This is a genomic window from Adlercreutzia agrestimuris (genome assembly GCF_943193125.1).
Classification (GTDB): domain Bacteria; phylum Actinomycetota; class Coriobacteriia; order Coriobacteriales; family Eggerthellaceae; genus Xiamenia; species Xiamenia agrestimuris.
Map to the genome: position 1 here is coordinate 245,785 of NZ_CALPCX010000004.1, position 20,829 is coordinate 266,613.

A 20,829-nucleotide genomic window follows, 5' to 3' on the forward strand; every position below is an offset into this window, starting at 1 on the left:
AGGCGAAATACCGGGGAGCTTGGAGCAAAGAGCAGGCCAGGCTGAGAGGAAGCACCTTATATGCTTCGACCCGTAAAACCTGATGTGGATAATGCCAACGAAGGGAGCGCATATGGCGCAAACGCACGCATCAAACCAGCAATCACAAACTCAATTGCGAAACGAATCAGAAAAGCACCTGGTCACTCAGATAGACTTTGCGCGTGCAGGTATCGTAACAGAGCAAATGAAGCATGTTGCGCAGCATGAAAACCTTGATCCTGACGTCATTCGACAAGGGGTTGCAACAGGCCAAATTGCAATACCGGCAAATATTCATCATAGCTCACTTGTACCCGTTGGCGTAGGTGATGGGCTCACCACAAAAGTGAACGTTAATCTGGGGATTTCTGGTGATATGGCAGATGCCGATGTGGAATGGCAAAAGGTTGAGGTTGCGCTTGAGCTTGGGGCGCATGCCATCATGGATCTTTCCAATAGCGGCAAGACGCAAGCATTTCGCCGTGAGCTCATTGAGTGTTCACCAGCCATGATTGGCACCGTACCAATGTATGATGCTATCGGCTACTTAGAAAAAGCACTCATCGCCATCACGCCTGAAGATTATTTAGAGGTTGTGCGCACGCATGCAAAAGACGGCGTTGATTTTGTCACTATTCATGCGGGCATGAACCGCCGTGTGCTGGAGTCTTTTCGCGAAACGGGTCGCCTGACCAATATCGTGAGTCGTGGCGGGTCGCTCATTTTTGCTTGGATGGAGGCAACCGGGCGCGAAAACCCCTTCTACGAGTTTTATGATGAAATCCTTGAGATTCTCCACGAACATGACGTCACCATATCGCTGGGTGATGCAATGCGACCAGGGTCTACCTATGACGCTTCGGATGCATCGCAGATTGCAGAGCTTATAGAAATCGGCAAGCTTACCAAGCGCGCCTGGGATAAGGGCGTGCAGGTGATGGTTGAAGGTCCGGGGCATATGGCTCTTGATGAGATTGAAGCCAACATGAAGATGGAAAAGCTGCTGTGTCATGGTGCGCCATTTTATGTGCTCGGTCCTTTGGTGGCTGACATTGCTCCTGGTTACGATCATATTACCGCTGCAATTGGTGGGGCTTTGGCGGCCTCATCGGGCGCAAACTTTTTATGCTATGTCACCCCTGCAGAGCATCTTCGTTTGCCCGATGTTAACGACGTGCGCGAAGGATTGGTGGCAACGCTTATTGCTGCGCATGCAGCAGATATTGCCCGCGGGCTTCCGGGTGCCAGGGAGCGCGACAATCGCATGAGTGACGCGCGTAGACGTGTGGCCTGGGATGAGATGTTTGACTTAGCTCTTGACCCGGTGAAAGCTCGAACGTATTTCGATAGCGCGCCACCTGCACATGACGGTACGTGTACGATGTGCGGCAAAATGTGTGCAATGCGCACCGTAAATACTATTATGGATGGGTTAGCAATTGATCTCGATACGCAGTAGGCGTGAAAGGGTGACAAGCATGGCGAACATGACAAAAGATGAGTTGGCGAAATCTTTGGAGCTATATGCGGTGACCGATCGCGCATGGGTAGGCGAGCGCACGCTCACGGCGTGCGTGGAAGAGGCCATCAAGGGCGGCATCACGTTTTTGCAGTTGCGCGAAAAGGAAGCACCGCGCGCCGAGATTGAATTACGTGCGCGGGTTTTGTTGCCTCTGGCGCGTGAGGCACGCATTCCTTTTGTGATTGATGACGATGTCGAACTTGCAAAAATTGTTGGCGCTGATGGTGTGCATGTAGGCCAATCTGATATGGCGTGCGAAAAAGCACGCAAAACCTTAGGTGATGATGCCATTATTGGCGTTTCTGCTGGCACGGTAGAAGAGGCGCTTGCTGCACAAGCCGCAGGAGCCGACTATATTGGCGTTGGTGGCATTTATCCTACGTCAACCAAAGAGGATGCGCAGGTAATCGGCGTTGACGGGCTGCGCAAAATTTGCGAAGCAGTGGATATTCCGGTGGTGGCAATTGGAGGCGTGAACGCAGAAAACCTTGCCACGCTTAAAGGCAGTGGGGCAGACGGCGTTGCGCTTGTATCAGCAATTTTTGCGGCTGATGACATTGAGGCTGCTACCCGAAAGCTGCGCAAAATCGCAGACGAAACGTTTGGGGACGGCGAAGATACAACCGCGTCCGCACCAGCAAACGAGTAGGCTTGAGGGGTTGTTGTGAAAGCGGTTTTAAGCATTGCAGGTTCTGACTCAAGCGGTGGCGCAGGTATTCAAGCTGACATTAAAACTATTGCTGCCCACAAGCTTTTTGCGGAGACGGTTATTACTGCGCTGACGGCACAAAACACCCTTGGCGTGCGTGATGTTTTAAATGTTGCCCCCGAATTTGTGACCGAGCAAATTGGTGCGGTGTTTGAAGACATCGTGCCGCAAGCGGTTAAGATCGGCATGGTTTCTCAAGTTGAGATTATCGAAGCCATAGCTCAAGGTTTGCGCGCACATAATGCGAGCAATATTGTGGTTGATCCTGTGATGGTGGCAACAAGCGGAGCTCGTCTTATTGATGAGGGCGCCCAGTCAGCTTTGGTTCGCCTTCTCTTTCCGCTTGCTGATGTGATTACGCCTAATCTTCCTGAAGCTGAAGCTTTGATGGGCGGGCCGATAACTACTGAAGCTGAAATGGAGCATGCTGCATGCGTTTTAGCGAAGCAGGTAAATGCCGCGGTGCTTATCAAGGGTGGTCATTTAGCTGATACCGCTGATGATGTGCTCGTGTTGCCCGACGAAACCGTGCGCTGGTATAGGGCGCCTCATATTGCAACTGATAATACCCACGGAACGGGATGTACGCTTTCAAGTGCAATTGCGTGTGGTTTGGCACGGGGATTGTCTGTCGAAGAGGCAGTTGGTCAAGCAAAGGAATTTGTGCGCGGGGCACTTGCAGCGGGCCTTAACCTTGGACGCGGCTCAGGCCCGCTTGATCATATGTGGGCTTACGAATAAACCACTTCGCCATCAACTATAGTACTGAGAACTGACGTGCGTTGAATGTCCTCATCGGCGCACGTTAAAAGATTGGTGTCTAACACTACTAAGTCGGCAAATTTACCAGCTTCAAGCGTTCCGAGCTCAGATGCGCGCCCTGCTGCAGCTGCAGAGCCTATTGTGTAGGCGCGCAATGTATCAGCGCGGCTGATGCGCTCTGGGGGCAACCAGCCGCCTTTGGGCAGATGCGTTGTCGGGTCTTGACGCGTGGCGGCCGAATAAATCACATCCATAGAGTTGACATCAACAACCGGAGAATCGGTGCCAAATGCAAGCGTTGCACCATCGGCAAGCAGTGTCTTGAATGGCCACATGAAAGGCACGCGATCCTCGCCCAAATCAGCCTCAGGACCGCCTGGATCAAGCGTCATGTGTGGTGGTTGCACGGCAGCAACAACGTCTAGTTGAGCCACGCGAGCAATATCATCAGGTTGGAAATTTTCCAGGTGTTCGAGGCAATTGTGCTCGCCATCAGGCAGTTTGCCGTAGGCGTCTTGCGCCTCTTGGAAGATATCGAGCGCAACATGAATTGCCTCATCACCAATGGTGTGAATGCGCACGGGATAGCCTTCGCGTGCTGCCGCTAATACGCGCTCACGCATAATGGCGGGGTCGACGGTGGGTCTGCCGCAATCATCAGGCGTTGTGGCATTCGAATAGGGCTCTTTAACCCAAGCAGTATGTTGCGAAGATACGCCATCAAAAAACTGCTTGAAGCCTGGTGTTTGCAGGCGCGGGTTGGTATAGGTAGCGCGCATAGTCTCAAAGCGGCTCATGTCATCAAGCAGCGTTGGGAACATATGCACGCGAGCAGTTAGTTTTCCTTCGCGAAGAAGGCGCGCGTGAATATCGTCGCGAATAAAGTCAAGGCCAGGGCTTGCCATCAGGGACATGTCACAAACACTGGTGATGCCATTTTGAGCCAACCGAGCAAAAAAGCCTGTGTAAGCTGCGGCAATTTCGTCATCAGAAAAGGCATTCATAATCGTGGGCATAAGCTCCATAGCGGCAGCTTCGCGCACAATGCCTGTCAGCTCACCGGCTTCGTCTCTATCATAGCTTCCGCCTTCGGGCGCAACGCTATCATGCGTGATGCCCAGTTCGCTAAGCGCATATGAGTTGAGCCACAACGTGTGAGCATCGCCGGAATAGAGCGCTACGGGACGATCGGGAAATGCTGCATCCAGCGAATGCTTACTTGGCAACACCGGCGGATCCCAGCGATACTCGCGCCAACCTTGCGCCAGCAGCCAGCCCTCAGGGCGAAGTCGCGCGAGCTCTTGCATGCGTGCTACGCAGTCAGCTTCGTTTTCTCCGAGAAACGTGGTTGCAAGGGGAGAGGAATATACCGCTGAGTGAAAAAAGTGGAGGTGAGAGTCGTGAAAACCTGCACAAATAAATGCGTCCCCGAAATCAAGCTCTTCAGCGTCAGGATAGGCCTCGCGCAGAGTAGTAGGCTCTCCTACTTCAAGGATGCGGTCGTCCTCAATGGCAATAGTAAGTGGGCGAGATGTGTCATCGGCGCCGGTAAATACCTGTGTCGATGTGATGAGTTTGGTGCAAGCCATGACAGTCCTTTCGCTATTCGCCCATGTCAAACATTGCGGTGGTGAGATAGCGCTCACCGGTATCAGGCAAGATGATAACGATATTCTTGCCAGCGTTTTCCGGGCGCTGTGCCAGTTGGGCTGCAGCGGCTACGGCGGCTCCTGACGAGATGCCAACCAAAAGTCCGTCATTTGCTGCAAGCTCTCGACCGGCTGCAAAAGCGGCTTCGTTTTCTACGGTGATCACTTCGTCATAAACATCGGTGTTGAGGGTTTCTGGCACAAAGCCTGCGCCGATGCCTTGAATCTTGTGCGGGCCTGCATGACCTTCAGAAAGAACAGGCGAATCAGCTGGCTCAACTGCAACAACTTGGATGTTGGGGTTGAGCGATTTTAGATAGGCGCCGGTTCCGCTGATGGTGCCACCTGTGCCTACACCTGCCACAAGGATGTCAACGTTGCCCTCAGTTGCGTCCCAGATTTCAGGACCGGTTGTCTTTTCGTGGATAGCAGGATTTGCTGGGTTGGTGAACTGAGAGGGAATAAACGAGTTTGGAATCTCTGCGGCCAATTCCTCGGCCTTGGCAATGGCACCGTTCATGCCTTTTGCCCCTTCGGTGAGCACGAGCTCAGCGCCATAAGCCTTCATGAGATTGCGTCGCTCAACTGACATGGTATCAGGCATAACGATGATAATGCGATTTCCGCGAGCAGCAGCAATGGCGCAAAGTGCAATGCCGGTGTTTCCTGAGGTAGGCTCGATGATGACTGTTTCGTCGTTGAGCTTACCTTGCGCAATGGCGTCTTCGATCATAGCTTTCGCAACACGATCTTTAACAGATCCAGCCGGATTGAAATACTCAACTTTTCCGATGAGATGGGCGTTTAAGTTGTGGTTTTGCTCGTAATTGGTCAATTCTACGAGGGGAGTGTTTCCCACCAGGTCAAAAACGTTTTTGTAGATTGTCATGTTTAGCTGCCTTTCCACGCAAAGCCATTTGTTATGTTCGCTGTTTAGTCTAATACTCAACATCTCAATAATCATCTTTTTAATTCTACTTTTCGCGAAAAATATGGCGAAAAGGAGTTGACGGAAAGCGCAACTACCCGTAATATATCAACTCGCGCTTGCATCTTGATGGCAACGTCGGATGCGCATCGGATGTGCCGATGGGGTGTCGTCTAATGGCAGGACAGCGGTTTCTGGTGCCGTATGTGAGGGTTCGACTCCTTCCACCCCAGCCATTTGACACAGCGCTTGATAATGTGGCTCCGTCGTCTAGCGGTTTAGGACGCCGCCCTCTCAAGGCGGAGGTCGCCGGTTCGAATCCGGTCGGAGCTACCAAGTAATTTCAGGTCAGCGGCTTGTTTTGAGTCGCTGACCTTTTTGTTTTGCGGTTCGCGTTTGCAAATAATGGGATATAGAAGAGAAAATATGTCTGCCGACTAGTTGACTCTATAGGGACACAGAGACATCGACTTCTTCATTTGGAAAAGGTTGCCTGAACGGGTATGTCAAGAGAGATCATTGCAAACATTTGTGCCTATAAGCCAAATTTTAACTATTTACCCATCATGCGTGAAATACTGAAAACAGTGTGATAAGATGTCTATCAGTAAGCCCGCCCGGCCTCTCATTGTGAAGCACACTGGCGGGTTTTTGCTATTCTAAGGAGTTTTTTGCCAATGGAATATATGAAGCCGTTCCTTACGTATAATCAGCAAGCCGAACGCCTGATTGAAGAGCGCGGCATGATCGCTGATAAAGCTGATCTCATTCGTCACCTGGAGGATGTTGGATACTACCGTCTTAGTGGATATTGGCATATCTACAAGAAGCCAGGTTCAGATGAGTTCTGGGAAGGAACGACCTTTCAAAGAGTCTGGGACGCCTATGTGTTTGATAGGCAGTTTCGACTTATCGTATTTGATGCTATTGAGCGCGTTGAGGTCTATATGCGAACGCAACTAGCATACGAATTGGCGGCAACGACATCTCCCTTTGGCTATTTGAACAAAGATGGCCTACCTCGTCTAAATGACCAGCAATACGATCACTTTATCGACAAGTGTAACGAAGCTTACAGTCGGGCGAGGAAAGGTGAACCTTTCGCAAAACATTTTCAGGAAAAATATGGCGATATGCATGACTTGCCGCCATATTGGATCTTGGTGAACGTTATGGACTTTGGGATGGTTGTAACGCTATACAAAGGCGCTCCTGTTCCTGTGAGGAAAAAGATCGCAGGTAGATTGAACGTGAGCACCAAAGTGCTTGACTCGTGGCTGGTTACTATAAATACGGTAAGAAACATTTGCGCACATCAAGGGCGTCTGTGGAACAGAATACTTGGTAACCCGCCCATGATTCCGAAGGCTGAGATATGGCATGAGCCATACGAGGTTGCAAATGATAAGATCTTCGGCACACTCACCGTATTGAGCTATTTGCTTGAGCGAATAGCGCCAGATACAAGCTGGCGCAAACGGCTTCTTGACAAAGTTGAAACACTCACAAAAAGGAATCAAGAGCGGATGGGTTTCACCGAAGGTTGGCAGAAATGTTCTATATGGCGCCCTTGGATTGAGTGAGCAAATTAGAGCTGATGGGTAAGACTGTATTTATCTGGCGAGAAAATACCTTGAGCAATGATGGTGAAACATAGGGATATAGATTTTGATAAGCTGTATTTATAAGCAACACTAACTAGAGCGGACAGCATTAACTAAGGTGTACGTATGCTTTGAAAACTGTTTCAAGTCGCAGGTCGCCGGTTCGAATCCGGTCGGAGCTACCAAGTAATTTCAGGTCAGCGGCTTGTTTAGAGTCGCTGACCTTTTGGCTTATGATTTCGCATATGCAAATAATAAGGTGCCCAGGAAGACGTCCGATCCTTTAACCCTCAATATTGGTTGCAGCAGGCTATTTTTTTCGTGTAGCCATTACGACTAAGATAACAACAATGAGAACAATAATGATAGGAACTGAGACGGTAAGAATAATTACTAGTTCAGGTAAGCCTATTCCGAGTAACTTCATATGATACGACCTCCAGTTGTCGAAGTTTTTAGCGGAAGTCGTCTGATCACTTTGATTAAGGAGGACATCCGCCCATGTCGCCAGACAACCTTAGGAATGCGTAACCACGCACCAGAAGGGAGAGCAGATGCCCTCCTTGATCGTGGTTCACGCTGAGAGTTATTAGGTTGTCTGGCATGGGTTATCCTAGCATCAGATTATCGTTATAGGAAGAGAACACGCATAGAAACGCCTATGTTGTCGGAATATGGCATCATGAAGAAGTGCGCTTTTTGATCGTCTTTGCCTATGCGCTGGTGAATTGCGAAGGAATGTATTCATTTCAAAAGGAAATTCGCTCTTTTGTTCGGCGGAGTTCATTGTTTCTTATTTGGATGATCTATTTGCGCAGCTTCAAGCTGAGAATTACTTGCAAAATGCCTACCTTGCCTCAATGACCTCTACAGCACAGCTTGAAAGGTTGATAGAGCAAACACTTAGTCAATCCTTTAGCAAGACCCTTAATTGGTACAACCTCTCCCGCACACGTGTTATAAGATGGGCGATGTTTAGGTTAATGCGCCAGAGCAGTAAAAAGATGTTGCCTGAAATAACTGATTCAACGCATGTAGAGCTATAAAAGCTTGTTAAACTGGTGAGTGGAAAAAATCAAACAAACAAAAAGAGCTGAAGAGGAAAGAAGCGTGGTCGAAGAAGCTGCCCGAGATAAAGATGTAGCTATTAAGCCAATTTATATACCAGAAGACATTGCACTTTTGGAGCAAGTTGGTGCGCTTGAAATCCTACTCAAAGATCATTCAACCGGTGGAAACATTGTTTGGGCAACTGGGGGTTATGCGCTACAAGGTCTGGAATTTGAGGCACAACATCAAATACAAATAGAGCAAATTACGGGGGATAACGCTCAAAACATACGCAAGCGTGCTCAAAAAGCAAAAGATGAGAAATCTGTTCTCACAAGAAAGCATGCTGAAGTATTTACGCCGACATGGATTTGCAAGTATATGATCGATGAGGCAGATGCCGCATGGATGGAAGACGTTGGCTATGGTAACAGTGCCAATGATTGGAAAAAGTACGTTGAGTCGCCGCGTCTTGAAATCACTTGTGGCGAAGCTCCGTATCTTGTTAATCGTTATGATGCCGAAACCGGTGAGCCCGTCGCAATTGAAAAACGTATAGGGATGCTTGACAGAAAGCTCCAAAAGATTACCGAGAGCACCAAAACAAGGCAAACATGGATTAAGTGGGCAAAGGTCGCTCTGCAAAGTATTTATGGTTATGAGTTCCAGGGTGACAATCTGCTTATTGCTCGAGTCAACAGCCTTATGGATATCAACGAGCATATCGTCGCTGCTGGATACAAAGGACTAACGAAAGAGGAATGGTTGGAGCTGGCCGATGTGGTTAGTTGGAACCTCTGGCAAATGGATGGGCTGACTAAATGCGTTCCTTTCGGTAAGCCTAAACCGGAGAATGTTCAACTGAGTCTATTCGATGATCTGTTCAGCGAGCAAAAGGATGACGATGGGCGAGGTTTTGCTTTAGTTAGAAACTGGGAAAGTAACGAAGATATTGAGTTCGGGTGCATAACAAGGAGAGGCAAGCAAATGAAATTCGACTACATAATCGGGAATCCACCGTACCAGGAAGAGCAAGAAGGGGATAATGCAACATTTGCACCTCCTGTTTACGATAAGTTTATGGATGGGGCGTATGCGGTTAGCGATAAAGTTGAATTGATCACGCCGGCGCGTTTTTTGTTTAATGCGGGCAGCACTCCAAAAGCATGGAATAAAAAATGCTTAATGATCCCCATTTGAAAGTGCTTCTTTATGAAGCGGATTGCTCAAAAATATTTCCGGGTCAGGATATTAAGGGTGGTATTGCGATTAGCTACCGCGATTCTAGTAAGTTTTTTGGCGAAATAAAAACATTTACTGCTTTTCCTCAGATGAATAGTATTTTGAAAAAAGTTGATGCCAGTAAGAGTCTTGCAGAAATTATTTATATTCAAAATAGATTCGATTTAGATGCCTTGTATTCTGATTTTCCTGAGGCAGAAGAAGTGATTGGGAGTAACGGTAAAGATAAGCGTTTTGAAAAGAATATATTTAAGAAGGTTCAACAAGTTTTTTTAGAAGAAGAAGTGCCTGATGCGGTTAAAGTTTTGGGAATAGTCGACAACAAAAGAGAGTGGCGTTATATTTTGCAAAAGTACGTGGATATGAGCCATGAAAATATAAAAAAGTGGAAAGTTTTAATTCCAACTTCAAACGGGTCTGGTGCGTTAGGTGAGGTGCTTAGCACGCCCCTAATCGGGGCGCCCCTAATCGGTTATACACGCTCTTTCATTGCTGTTGGGGCGTTTGAGACAGAGGCAGAAGCTCAATCGGCATTGAAATATGTTAAGAGTAAGTTTTGCCGAGTATTATTGGGTGCCTTAAAAGTTACGCAAGATAATAATAAAGAAGTTTGGGTGCTGATACCTCTTCAAGACTTCACGTCGAGCTCTGACATCGATTGGTCACAATCGGTGGCTGAGATCGACGAACAACTTTATAAAAAATATGGGCTTAGCCAAGAAGAAATAGACTTTATAGAAACCCACGTGAAGGAGATGGATTAATTATGGTCGCTCCTCACATTAAACCCATGGGACAGATTGTCCCAATGATATATGCCTATACCACGCCAGAAATAGAGCGCCATAATGGTTGGACAAAGATCGGCTATACCGAAGCGCAAACTGTTGAAGAACGCATAAAACAGCAAACTCACACGGCTGATGTAAAGTGGGAGCTCGGCTGGAAGAGAAACGCTCAGTACCAAGATGGTTCAGGGGAATATTTCACTGACAAAGCGTTCCATGGGTTTCTGACCGGTAAAAAGGGTGTAGAACAAGAGGCGGATAAGAATAACGAATGGTTTCATATAGCACCGCCACCTGCGCTTGAGTATTTCAATGAGTTTGCGTCGCGTGACTATAATGCGGACGTAGCAGGCGAGCATCTTGACTATACGCTGCGTGAAGAGCAAGACGATGCAGTAGTTGACACTTTGAGCTATTTCAAAGATGGTGGCAAAGAGTTCCTCTGGAACGCAAAGCCGCGTTTTGGCAAGACGCTTTCCACCTATGACCTTGTTCGCAGGATGGGTGAAAAACAAGATTTGCCAATGAAGGTTATGGTGGTGACTAACCGTCCCAGTATTGCGAACTCTTGGGCGGAGGATTTCTATAAGTTCTTCGGCTGGAGAGGTAATCTCTGCTTTGTGTCAGAAAATGATGCCGTTAAAGGTAAGCCTGGCGTACTTTCACGTGATGAATATCTGAAGTTGCTAAACGAAAAACCCCGAGGTGAAAAGCCGGGCATGGTGGCATTCGAGAGCCTACAGGGGCTTAAAGGCTCTATGTATTTCGGTGGAGTTTTCGATAAGCTCAAATGGATCAGCGAAATAGAATTCGACCTGTTAGTAGTGGACGAGAGTCAAGAGGGCGTTGACACCGAAAAGACCGATCGTGCCTTCAGAAACATTAAGCGCAAGCATACGCTCTATCTGTCTGGCACTCCATTTAAAGCTCTTGCTGATGGCAGGTTTAATCAGGATCAAATTTATAACTGGTCATATGTAGATGAGCAGCGCGCTAAGCGTCATTTTGATGGTGAAGGCTTTAACGTGTATGAAGCTTTGCCTGAGCTGCAGATGTTTACCTATCAGATATCGCCTATGCTTGAAGGGGAGCTTCGCAAAGGAGCAGCCATAACAGATGATGGCTCAACCATAGATTACGCCTTTGATCTGAATGAGTTTTTCAGCGTGAATGATCCGGCGGCATCTTCGCCTACATTTAGGTACAAGGCTGATATTGAGAAATTCCTCGATGCGCTTACCACTAATGAAAAATACCCCTTCAGTACGCCTGATCTGCGCGATGAACTCCCACATACAATCTGGCTACTTGATCGTGTTGCGTCAGCAAAGGCGCTTGCTAAAATGCTTAAGGAGCATCCGGTATTCAGTGAGTATGAGATTGTACTTGCGGCTGGTGATGGCAGGTTGGATGAAGAGGAGGCGGCTGAAAAAGCCTTCGACAAAGTTCGCCGTGCTATTTCTAATAATCCGAAGACGATTACATTGTCTGTTGGACAGCTTACCGTAGGTGTTACCGTGCCAGCGTGGACTGGCATACTCATGCTCTCAAACATGAAGAGTCCTTCTAGCTACATGCAAGCGGCATTTCGTGTTCAAAACCCTTATGAGACAACTTCGATCATTGACGGCAAGCCCCAGCGAGTTCGCAAGGAACGCGCCTATGTGTTCGACTTTGACCCGGCACGCACCCTCATCATATTCGACGAATTTGCCAATAACTTAAGAAGCGGCACCGCAGGAGGTAGTGGCACAGCAGAGGATAGGAAAGAGAATATCCGCGAACTATTGAACTTCTTTCCTGTTCTTGGTGAAGACGAAGATGGAAAGATGGTCGAGATAGACGCACAAGCCGTTCTTTCTATCCCACGTAGGCTCAAATCGGTTGAGGTTGTACGACGCGGCTTCATGAGCAACTATCTATTCAGCAATATTGGTAATATTTTTGCCGCGCCCGCAGCCGTAACTAAGATCGTGAAAAACATTAAGCCTGCAAAGAAGGACGATTTCAATGCGCAGGTAAATACCATGGCAAATCTTGGTGGGCTTACTGACGATCAGGGCGAAATATCGATACCTGACGAGATTGTGGTAGGTCGGACAGCTGATCTGTTTGGAAGCAAGACCTATGAAGTAATCGAGGCGACTGTTGTACCTGCAATGGATGAGCTAATAGACAACGATGATGTTGCAACTATTAAGCAGAACGTTAAGGCAGTTGCCGAAGCGCTCAAGGGAGCCGTTGAAAAGGATGTTATAGATAAGGCGTTTGGCTCGTATGATCTTAGGAAGAGTAAGCGCAATCAGTTAGTCAAAGAGACCACTTCCACGATTGATTATTTCTTTACGCGCGTAAATGGCGATTTTGATCAGCAAATGCGAATTGCTGAGGCCGAACGCAAGCGCAAGGTTAAAGAAGCCGAGACTACTCAGGAGATAGAGGCAGCTGAGGTTGATTATAAGAAAGCACTCGAAGATGCAACGGGTGCACTTAAAGAGTCGGTAGATAAGTTCCAGAGAGAGACTATCGAAAACAAGCCAAAAGAGGTTACAAAAAAGCTCGAGACATTTAAAGCTGAAGAGGAGAAAGCCGGCGTAGAGGATATGGTGAGAGATCATTTGCGCGGATTTTCACGTACCATCCCAAGTTTTATTATGGCTTATGGGGATGAGAATCTTACACTTGCTAACTTCGATGACTATACAGAAGACGACGTTTTTGTTGAGGTGACTGGGATCACTGAGGAGCAATTCCGCTTCCTTCGCGATGGGGGCGAATATGTTGACGAAGAGACGGGAGAGACAGAATACTTTGCCGGTCATCTTTTCGACGAGACTGTGTTTAATGACTCTATTCGCGAGTTTTTGGCCAAGCGCGATGAACTGGCAGATTACTTCGACGAAACTCATACTGAAGACATTTTCGACTATATCCCGCCGCAGAAGACCAATCAGATCTATACGCCGCGCTGGGTTGTAAAGAAGATGGTAGAGGAGCTTGAGAAAGAAAATCCGGGCTGCTATGACGACGCGAACGCAACTTTTGCCGATCTTTATATGAAATCGGGCCTGTATATCACCGAGGTTGTAAAACGCCTGTTCAACAGTGACGGGCTCAAGATGGCTTACCCAGATGAGCGCGAGCGCATTCGTCATATCTTAAGCAAGCAGGTATATGGCATGGCGCCAACGCGCATTATCTATCTGATAGCCATGAATTACATCTTTGGATTCGACCCTGAACTTCGCGAAAAAGCTCGTTCAGACAAATTGCCGAACTTTGTAGAGGCTGATGCGGCTGCAGCGGCAAAAGAAGGAACACTGCAACAGCTTGTGGATCAAGTCTTTTCGGGCTGCTAGGGGGCTATGAAGAAGTTCGAGAACATAGTTGCAGCAGAGCTTTTGAGTGTGAAAGACAAGGTAAGCCTTCTTGACGCTATAGCTCTGCCAGCCTTTGGCAATCATGTTGCTGGTCTGCCTGGTGCGTTGGTAGGGGCTGCGCTTGTTCCGGTGAATTTGTTATACAAATGGCGAGTGCTCTACGACGATGGAACATATGCTATAAAAACGCTCAAAGGGAATGATCGCAAAAATGATCTGCTGATGGATCTGCCGTATCTTCCCGAGTATGAGGCCTATATGGAATGTGAGGCAGAAATGACTGAAGATACTTTCGTGCAACCGCAGTATGTTGCACCGTTGCCAAGCAACAGCGCTGCACCTCAGGTACCTGTTGCGACACCGGTAAGTCATAACAATAACAGCACTACTATTGGTGCTGGTTATTATGAATTCGGCGCAAACTTTCCAAATGGCATGTTTAACCTGGAATATGTATCTGGTGAAGGCATGCTTCATCTTAAAGAAAACGAAGGCTATTGTAGTTTTATCGATCTTGGCGGAAGCGATGGTGCAAGAAGCTTTAGCGGTTTGAGCTCTAGCATATATAAATCATTTATGATTGATGGAAGTCTTGTGCTCAGGGTTACGCGCGCTCAGATGATTCAGATTTAGCGGTTTGATGAAGCGCATTTTTGAACAGCATTAAGGGAGACTATGGAGAACAACAAGCTTCACATCTCGAAGCAATGTGCTCAATACTTTTTGAAAGCCGGCATCTTGGTGGCGGTTTTATGGGTGATCGCACACATAGCTCCTCTGTTGCCGCCAATTGCACTCGGCATTATCTGGGCAGCGTTAACCTTTGCAGCTGTCTACGGTTATGCCTATTGTGGAATTGTTGGAAAGCAATTCAAGCGCAGTAGTGTTCATAACGATGGCGGTTGGCTTGCGCGGTTTGATGAACATCGCTTTCTTTTGATACTTATATCATCTGTTTTTGCTGCTTTCTTTATGGCGAGTCTCATCTTTCAAGCTGCAAGTTGGGGGTGGGAAAAGTGGCTGCTTGTTGTATGTGCAATTCCCATTAATTACGGCGCTTCATATTTGTTGAGACCTCTTATCAAAAAAGAGTACACGTCATCGCTTGCTCATGTTCGTAATCTTCAAATCAGCAGCATTGTTACTGCGGTGCTGCTTTTGGTTGGTTATGTAATTTTGCTCGCCATTGAGCCGGTACCTGCATTCGAGAGTGCCTCAGAAGCATTTTTGTCAGTGCCGCAGCCTTTTCAAGATTCTCCTTCAATCCTGTTGACAGAGGCAGGCAAATTTATGGCATTTGTGCAGGGGATGGTGGTTTATGCGTTGGCTAAGGCTGCCGAAGTGTCCTTTGTTTGGTATGCATTAATTGGTCTTTTGGTTGCAGGGTCGGCATATATAGGATTTGCAAGTTTATTGAGCATGTGTCTGATTGACTTCGCTGAACTAAAGCGCGTTATCTATCCGCTTGAAAAACAACATGATGAAACTGAGGCCATCGCTACATCAGGCAAAGTTCAAGCAAGCCAATATGCTTCCGATGAGCGTACAATGCGTAAGTCGTCGTCAGCACAAACACCCAAAAAAAGATACGTGGCGTATGTTTGCATGGTGCCTCTTGTGCTGGCGGTAGCATATCCTGTTGTTGATGCTTTTTCAGAGCGTGTTGTTCAGACTGAAGAATATAGTGCTGTTGATGCCTTTGTACGAGACCAAATTGGTGTAGCAGCCTATGTGCTAGATGGTAAATATTATGATCAAGCAGCTGTTGATGAGCTAATCCAAACAGCTGACATACAAGCGCGCGAATTGTCTACAAACGCACAAGAAACACTCGTTCCGCTCATAAACGAATCCTTTGATCAGCGCATTGCAAATGTTGATGCCTATCTTGATTGGTATTACAGCTTGCCTGCTGACTACGAAAGGCTGACGCAATTTTTTACGGGCACCATTGAAGATGGTATGAAAAATCAGCTTGAAGCGCGCATAAACGAAGGCGTAGATGATGCGGGATTGTCTGAGCAGGTCGAGAACTATCTTTCGCAAGCTCAAGAATTACGCGAACAGCTCAAAGAAGAGCTGGCTGAATATGAACTTTCTGGTGTTCCTGATTGGCTCATTGTTTCGGCAGGCACACTTGCTCCAGATTTCTTAGCAAAACCACTCGAGCCAACCGACAAAATGTTGGAAGCGGGAACTCGTATGGGATTGTCGGCAGGAATAGGAGCAGCCGGAGGTTTTGTTGCAAAGAAAGTCTCCGAGCGTATTGTCACCAAACCTTTCTTTGGCAAGATCGTAGGGCGTTTGACAAACGGTCTTGCCGCAAGGGGGTTGGCTGAGGCAGCGGGTGCTGCTGGTGGCACGGTGCTTTCTCCTGGAGTTGGCACTGCTATTGGAGTTGCAGGTGGCTTGGCTATTGGAACGCTATCTGATTATTTGTTTCTTAAGGCAGATGAGTCACTTAACAGAGAATCGTATAAGGCTGAAATCATTTCTGCACTTGAAGAGGAGCGCGCAGAAATGCTTGCACTGGTTGGCGCTGAGGATCCCGATGCAAGTAATAGTGCCGCCGACGCCGCGGACACCAACGCCGACGCCTCCGCTGACGCCGCCGAATAACTTATCTTGCGGGTAACATTTATCAAACGTCCCCTTTGCGGTTACCCGAAGCTGCGAGAAGGTTTCTTTGAGCGTGGTAGGCTCTCTGGTAGACACCATGAAGGGAGCGTCTAGTATGACAAATCAACAAAAGACCGCCTCAATAATGGCGAAGTATCGCGCTATTGTGTTGTTCTGTATTTCGCTCTTTGCGCTGATTGTAGCGCTGTTTGCGTTCCCGCCAGCGGCAGCAGCGGAAGGCATCTTTGCGAGTGGCACTGGTAGTTCTCAGGATCCGTTTATTATTAACACGCAAGAGCAGTTCAAAGCTTTTCGCAATTCAGTTAATCAAGGCACGTCATATGAGGGAGAAATAATTGTACTTGGTGCTGACATTGCTCTGGATGAGCCCTCTTGGACACCCATTGGAACTGGTACACGTAAATCAAGTACTGTTTCTGGAACAAGTACTCCTTTCAAAGGAGTCTTTAATGGCAAAGGACACACTATTAGTGGTTTGAGTATCACAAAGACTCAAACGCCTAACTATGCTATCGGTCTTTTTGGCGTACTTGATGGAGCGGTTGTTGAAAACCTTGTGCTTCAAAATGTGAACATTGACGTAGCTGCAAGTGATCTCGCTGGTGGCTTGGCGGGTCTTATGCTTGACGGAGCTGAAATTTCTAACGTTGAAGTGAGTGGAACAGTCACAGCTGGCGGTGGCGTTGGTGGGATCTGTGGCAGGCTTATAGAAAGCGGCACCATCTCAGGATGTGTAAATAATGCAACGGTTCGTGCAACTGGTTCTACGGGCAATGTGGGCGGTATTGTAGGTGCAGCATATTACACGCGCTTGGATGCCGAGATGCATATCACTAATTGTGTCAATAATGGTGAAACATCAGGTCAAGAAGCTGTCGGAGGTATTGTTGGCCTAAGTGCTGCAACAGTGAGTTTGTGCACAAACACCGCCCCTGTGACCGGATCTACGTATAGCATTGGTGGTATCGTGGGAGAACAGCGCAATTATGGCAACATTAGCGAGTGCAATAACAGTGCTGAAATCACAAACACCTCACAGACTGGATATGGCACAGGGGGAATTGTTGGATGGATTCGCTATAACGGAGCAAAGACTGCCTACCTGGCAAACAAAAGCGTAGTGGTATTTAACAACAATAATTCTGGCGTCATTAAAGGCGGTACTGGTGCAGGCGGAATAGCTGGTGTTATCTATGATTCTGCTACGGTTACCGGAAACGAAAATACCGCTCCGCATATCTCTGACAGCAATTTCGCCGGCGGTATAGTGGGAGACTTGCAAGAGAGTGGAGATGCTGGTCTGCCTGCAGTCATCAAGCTTGGGGTAATTGTTGATAATAACGTTTCAACAACGCCTATTGATGCTATTTCGGGTGCAGATAAGGCGCAGTTTGCGTACAATAACAATCCTTTGGTTTTCACTGTGAAGAATAACGGCATAGCCTGGGTTGCTCAAGTTGGTACGACGCGCTTCGCCACACTAGCGGGTGCAACAGACTTTGCTGCCGCTACAATCCAAGGCACAGAGCAAGCTCCTGCAGTCATCCAGTTGATAGCTGATGCAGTAAACCAACCCACAGTATCGCTTGCACGACCCACCTTTATTGCGCTCGATTTGGCGGGGCACTCTGTCCAGTTCGCGGATAATCCAGCATTTGATATCGAGGATGGAACCTATACCATTACCGGTGATGGTCATGTGCTCTCAACAGACGATAAAATTGATAGCCTAATTGTGGTGGATGAGACACAATCGGCTGATCATCCTGCCGCGCACTTTGTTCTGACGGGCGGCACGTATAAACAAGATGTTGAGCCCTATGTGGGCGAAGGATATACCGAAGTAGTTGTTCCTCAGTCTGCAGACGGAGCAACTTATATGGTGACAAAAGCAACGCCTGATGACAGTGGGGACAAACCAACTACCCCCGACAAACCATCAACTCCAGATACGCCCGTTGTACCAGGAACTGACACGCCATCAACCAATCCGTCGGACAAACCCGACAAGCCCGAGACACCTTCAAACCCCGGAACTGACACGCCGGCCACACCTTCAACTCCCGACAATCAGCCGGGAACAACTCCTGCTTCACCTTCTGAAGAGGGGGTTGGCAGTCATGGGGTAGATGCGCAGTCTGCTAACTCTTCATCTCCTAAAGCGCAAACAACGTCTTCAACCTCTACTCATAATGGCAAGGTTGTACAAACAGGGGATGTGTCAGCGGTTTCTATCGGAGTGTGCATTGTGCTGATAGCAGGTAGTGTTATTGCGCTTAAAGTCAGCAGAAAAAAGGCTTCTTTGCACAAGTAGGTTTTTATTCACAAGAGTATGAACGCACCAAGAAGAGGGGTTCGTCATTTTCGAGCCCCTCAAATGAGCAAAAGGCTGTCATGGTGCCATGTGCTTTTTCGACATACATCTGCCTGCTGATGCGCAGTGTAATTTCGTCTTCGCTGTTAGCAGAGTATCGGGCATAGACGACACAGTCTTCTCTTGCTTGTGGTTCAACCAACGAGATAACCTCAACAGACAGTTCAAAGAGCGCCCCTTGATACGTTTCCCATGACGAGACCAGCTCTTCATAGGAGGGGAGTGCTCGAGTATTGCCAAAGACTATGAGCCGCTCGCGAGCTCCTGCAGACATTGCATCAGCTGATCCTGCCGACCCTGCGCCTTCGTCTTGCTTGCTGTTGGCAAATTCTGGCGAAGTTTGCGCCTTTTCGTCCTGACTGACGCCTGGGTATGCATCAAGTCCAAACTGTTTATCTAGCAAAATGCCAATACCTATCACTATGACAAACGCAATAAGCGCCACGATAATTCGGTTTTGCTTACTTATCTTCACAATCACTCACTTCGTTTTATCGCATGCATGCCACCATGCGCTGACATATTTACTTAATGCTTCAGGTTCGTTAGGTATAGCTTCATCAATGACTGCGTTCAATGTAGCTTGCAGTGCTTGTCCAACAAAAGGACCTTGCCTGACACCGAGTGCCACAACATCGTTTCCGTTGATTGCCAATTTTGAGAGCGAAAACGCTTCATCCTTAGCAAGAATTTCATCAAGTGTTTGTTCAAGCGTATCAATTATCTCTCTGCGTGCAGCGCGATAGGGCTGCGCTTGCGCTGAGGTGTCTCCGCGTTTGACTTCGCAAAGAGTGCGAAAAAGCTGCGTATCGCCACCGAGTTTTGTCAGCATGCGTTTCACCGCTCGAGGGGTTGGTTCAATCACATCGTCATGACGTTTTACGAGTAAGCACACTTGATCTGCAAAGGTAGGCGAAACTTTGAGGCGCTCAAGAATTCCACGTGCAATGTTCACACTTATAGCGGCATGCCCGTAAAAATGCCCAATTCCTTTTTCGTCAACAAAAAATGCCGCCGGCTTGCCCATGTCATGGCAAAGCATCGTCCAGCGCGCTAAAAGGTCAAAAGCAACACCGTCAACTGCGTGCGCGGTATGCTCTAAAACGTCGTAGCAATGATACGGAGTCTGCTGATTAAAGCCTTTCATGGCAACCAACTCAGGAAGCACCACGCTGAGCACATCAACATATAACATAAGTGCAGTGCCGGCATCTTTGCCCATCAACAGCCGATCCAGCTCTATGCGGACACGCTCAACAGCAATGCGTGAAAGCAACCCTTTGTTGGCAATCATTCCGTTATAGGTTGTATCCTCAACAACAAAACCAAGCTCTGAGGCAAATCGGCACCCGCGCAAAATACGAAGTGCATCCTCGGCAAATCGTTTATGCGGATCTCCGACTGCGCGTATAACTCCTGCTTTGATGTCGTCGACGCCACCAAACAAATCAAGTACACCCCGATCAGGGTGATACGCCAGCGCATTCATCGTGAAATCACGCCGTGCCAAATCTTGCTCAATTGATTGTACGAACTCTACGCATTCAGGATGCCGAGCGTCTTTATAAGCTCCATCATGGCGAAATGTGGTTACTTCAAAAGGATATCCGTCAACAATAACGGTGAGTGTTCCATGTTTGGTTCCTGTCTCATGCGTAGTAAAACTAGCCTCTTCAAAGAGTTGCCGAGAAACCTTCCAAGGCGCCGCACTTGCAATGTCTGCATCATGTGCAGGAAGACCCATTAGCGCATTGCGGATAAACCCTCCAACGATCCACGCTTGATATCCTGCATTTTCAAGAACGCGTATAACTTTAAGTGAACTCTGATACAGATCGGCATTATCGCTGGTCACATCTATATGGAAGAGGGGTTGATGCATGATGAAACCTCGCTTCTGTTTACTTATATATAGTATAGAGATGTCTGCCTGCAAAAAAGTTATAAATTGTCGAAAAAAGTTCTTGCAATTCGTTTAAGGTACCTCTAATATAGTCAGTCCGCACTTACGAAAGTGAGTGCGCTTTGCAAGACTGCTCGGGCGGTTCGCAGAGTGAGAAATTGCTCTCGAAAAAATTTCTTGAATTTCTTAAAAAAAGTTCTTGACAGCCCGGAAGCATTCAAGTAAAGTATCTCCTTGCGCGTCACGCCACAGCGAGA

14 protein-coding genes, 2 tRNA genes and 1 riboswitch are annotated in these 20,829 nt (G+C 47.7%); of the genes, 12 read left to right on the forward strand and 4 right to left on the reverse strand.

The window, feature by feature from the left end:
- The first annotated feature begins 1 nt into the window (after position 1).
- A riboswitch (TPP riboswitch) is annotated at positions 2–123 on the forward strand.
- From thiC to thiD, 3 genes are all read left to right on the forward strand, one after another.
- Positions 113–1,480, forward strand: a complete 1,368-nt coding sequence (gene thiC, locus NFR28_RS07935) for a phosphomethylpyrimidine synthase ThiC (protein WP_251179270.1) — start codon at positions 113–115, stop codon at positions 1,478–1,480. Its footprint overlaps the riboswitch before it by 11 nt.
- A 19-nt stretch (positions 1,481–1,499) precedes the next feature.
- Positions 1,500–2,192: a thiamine phosphate synthase gene (gene thiE, locus NFR28_RS07940; RefSeq protein WP_251179271.1), complete on the forward strand. Its 693-nt coding sequence runs from the start codon at positions 1,500–1,502 to the stop codon at positions 2,190–2,192.
- Positions 2,193–2,207: 15 nt separating this feature from the next.
- Entirely contained in the window at positions 2,208–2,993 is a 786-nt protein-coding gene (gene thiD / locus NFR28_RS07945; RefSeq protein WP_251179272.1) for a bifunctional hydroxymethylpyrimidine kinase/phosphomethylpyrimidine kinase, read from the forward strand.
- Here the strand turns inward: thiD and NFR28_RS07950 are convergent.
- Complete coding sequence (locus NFR28_RS07950; protein ID WP_251179273.1) at positions 2,984–4,603, reverse strand: amidohydrolase; 1,620 nt, start codon at positions 4,601–4,603, stop codon at positions 2,984–2,986. The two genes, thiD and NFR28_RS07950, sit on opposite strands and share 10 nt — an antisense overlap.
- Before the next feature lie 13 nt (positions 4,604–4,616).
- On the reverse strand, positions 4,617–5,552 hold the full coding sequence (gene cysK, locus NFR28_RS07955; protein ID WP_251179274.1) for a cysteine synthase A: 936 nt from the start codon (positions 5,550–5,552) through the stop codon (positions 4,617–4,619).
- A gap of 201 nt (positions 5,553–5,753) precedes the next feature.
- On the opposite strand from cysK, the gene NFR28_RS07960 reads away from it, so the two are divergent.
- The 9 genes from NFR28_RS07960 to NFR28_RS08000 all read left to right on the forward strand — a co-directional run bounded on the left by NFR28_RS07960 (position 5,754) and on the right by NFR28_RS08000 (position 18,609).
- Positions 5,754–5,827, forward strand: a tRNA-Gln gene (locus NFR28_RS07960).
- Between the two features lie 23 nt (positions 5,828–5,850).
- Positions 5,851–5,927 (forward strand) — tRNA-Glu (locus NFR28_RS07965).
- 341 nt (positions 5,928–6,268) lie between these two features.
- Positions 6,269–7,174 carry an Abi family protein gene (locus tag NFR28_RS07970; RefSeq protein WP_251179275.1) on the forward strand — a complete coding sequence of 302 codons (906 nt, stop codon included), beginning with the start codon at positions 6,269–6,271 and terminating at the stop codon, positions 7,172–7,174.
- A 1,086-nt stretch (positions 7,175–8,260) separates the two neighbouring features.
- Positions 8,261–9,445: an Eco57I restriction-modification methylase domain-containing protein gene (locus NFR28_RS08950; RefSeq protein ID WP_251179276.1), complete on the forward strand. Its 1,185-nt coding sequence runs from the start codon at positions 8,261–8,263 to the stop codon at positions 9,443–9,445.
- Positions 9,424–10,251 (forward strand): class I SAM-dependent methyltransferase, encoded by an 828-nt coding sequence (locus NFR28_RS07980; protein WP_251179277.1) that lies wholly within the window; start codon positions 9,424–9,426, stop codon positions 10,249–10,251. Before NFR28_RS08950 ends, NFR28_RS07980 begins: the two co-directional genes overlap by 22 nt.
- 2 nt (positions 10,252–10,253) lie before the next feature.
- A complete protein-coding gene (locus NFR28_RS07985; RefSeq protein ID WP_251179278.1) occupies positions 10,254–13,634 on the forward strand; it encodes a DEAD/DEAH box helicase family protein in 3,381 nt (1,126 codons plus the stop codon).
- Between the two features lie 6 nt (positions 13,635–13,640).
- Entirely contained in the window at positions 13,641–14,288 is a 648-nt protein-coding gene (locus tag NFR28_RS07990; RefSeq protein ID WP_251179279.1) for a hypothetical protein, read from the forward strand.
- Between the two features lie 42 nt (positions 14,289–14,330).
- On the forward strand, positions 14,331–16,274 hold the full coding sequence (locus NFR28_RS07995) for a hypothetical protein (RefSeq protein ID WP_251179280.1): 1,944 nt from the start codon (positions 14,331–14,333) through the stop codon (positions 16,272–16,274).
- 115 nt (positions 16,275–16,389) lie between these two features.
- Positions 16,390–18,609: a hypothetical protein gene (locus tag NFR28_RS08000; protein ID WP_251179281.1), complete on the forward strand. Its 2,220-nt coding sequence runs from the start codon at positions 16,390–16,392 to the stop codon at positions 18,607–18,609.
- Between the two features lie 4 nt (positions 18,610–18,613).
- Here NFR28_RS08000 and NFR28_RS08005 read toward each other — a convergent pair whose 3' ends face one another.
- Positions 18,614–19,144: a hypothetical protein gene (locus NFR28_RS08005; RefSeq protein ID WP_251179282.1), complete on the reverse strand. Its 531-nt coding sequence runs from the start codon at positions 19,142–19,144 to the stop codon at positions 18,614–18,616.
- 6 nt (positions 19,145–19,150) lie between these two features.
- On the reverse strand, positions 19,151–20,551 hold the full coding sequence (locus tag NFR28_RS08010) for a CCA tRNA nucleotidyltransferase (protein WP_251179283.1): 1,401 nt from the start codon (positions 20,549–20,551) through the stop codon (positions 19,151–19,153).
- Positions 20,552–20,829: the final 278 nt, after the last annotated feature.

What these genes read in the sequence shown, in the direction of transcription:
- thiC (WP_251179270.1), top strand. Translation starts at nt 113, where the DNA reads ATGGCGCAAACGCACGCATCAAACCAGCAATCACAAACTCAATTGCGA.
- thiE (WP_251179271.1), top strand. Translation starts at nt 1,500, where the DNA reads ATGGCGAACATGACAAAAGATGAGTTGGCGAAATCTTTGGAGCTATAT.
- NFR28_RS07950 (WP_251179273.1), bottom strand. Translation starts at nt 4,603, where the DNA reads ATGGCTTGCACCAAACTCATCACATCGACACAGGTATTTACCGGCGCC.
- cysK (WP_251179274.1), bottom strand. Translation starts at nt 5,552, where the DNA reads ATGACAATCTACAAAAACGTTTTTGACCTGGTGGGAAACACTCCCCTC.
- NFR28_RS07970 (WP_251179275.1), top strand. Translation starts at nt 6,269, where the DNA reads ATGGAATATATGAAGCCGTTCCTTACGTATAATCAGCAAGCCGAACGC.
- NFR28_RS07980 (WP_251179277.1), top strand. Translation starts at nt 9,424, where the DNA reads ATGCTTAATGATCCCCATTTGAAAGTGCTTCTTTATGAAGCGGATTGC.
- NFR28_RS07985 (WP_251179278.1), top strand. Translation starts at nt 10,254, where the DNA reads ATGGTCGCTCCTCACATTAAACCCATGGGACAGATTGTCCCAATGATA.
- NFR28_RS07990 (WP_251179279.1), top strand. Translation starts at nt 13,641, where the DNA reads ATGAAGAAGTTCGAGAACATAGTTGCAGCAGAGCTTTTGAGTGTGAAA.
- NFR28_RS07995 (WP_251179280.1), top strand. Translation starts at nt 14,331, where the DNA reads ATGGAGAACAACAAGCTTCACATCTCGAAGCAATGTGCTCAATACTTT.
- NFR28_RS08000 (WP_251179281.1), top strand. Translation starts at nt 16,390, where the DNA reads ATGACAAATCAACAAAAGACCGCCTCAATAATGGCGAAGTATCGCGCT.
- NFR28_RS08010 (WP_251179283.1), bottom strand. Translation starts at nt 20,551, where the DNA reads ATGCATCAACCCCTCTTCCATATAGATGTGACCAGCGATAATGCCGAT.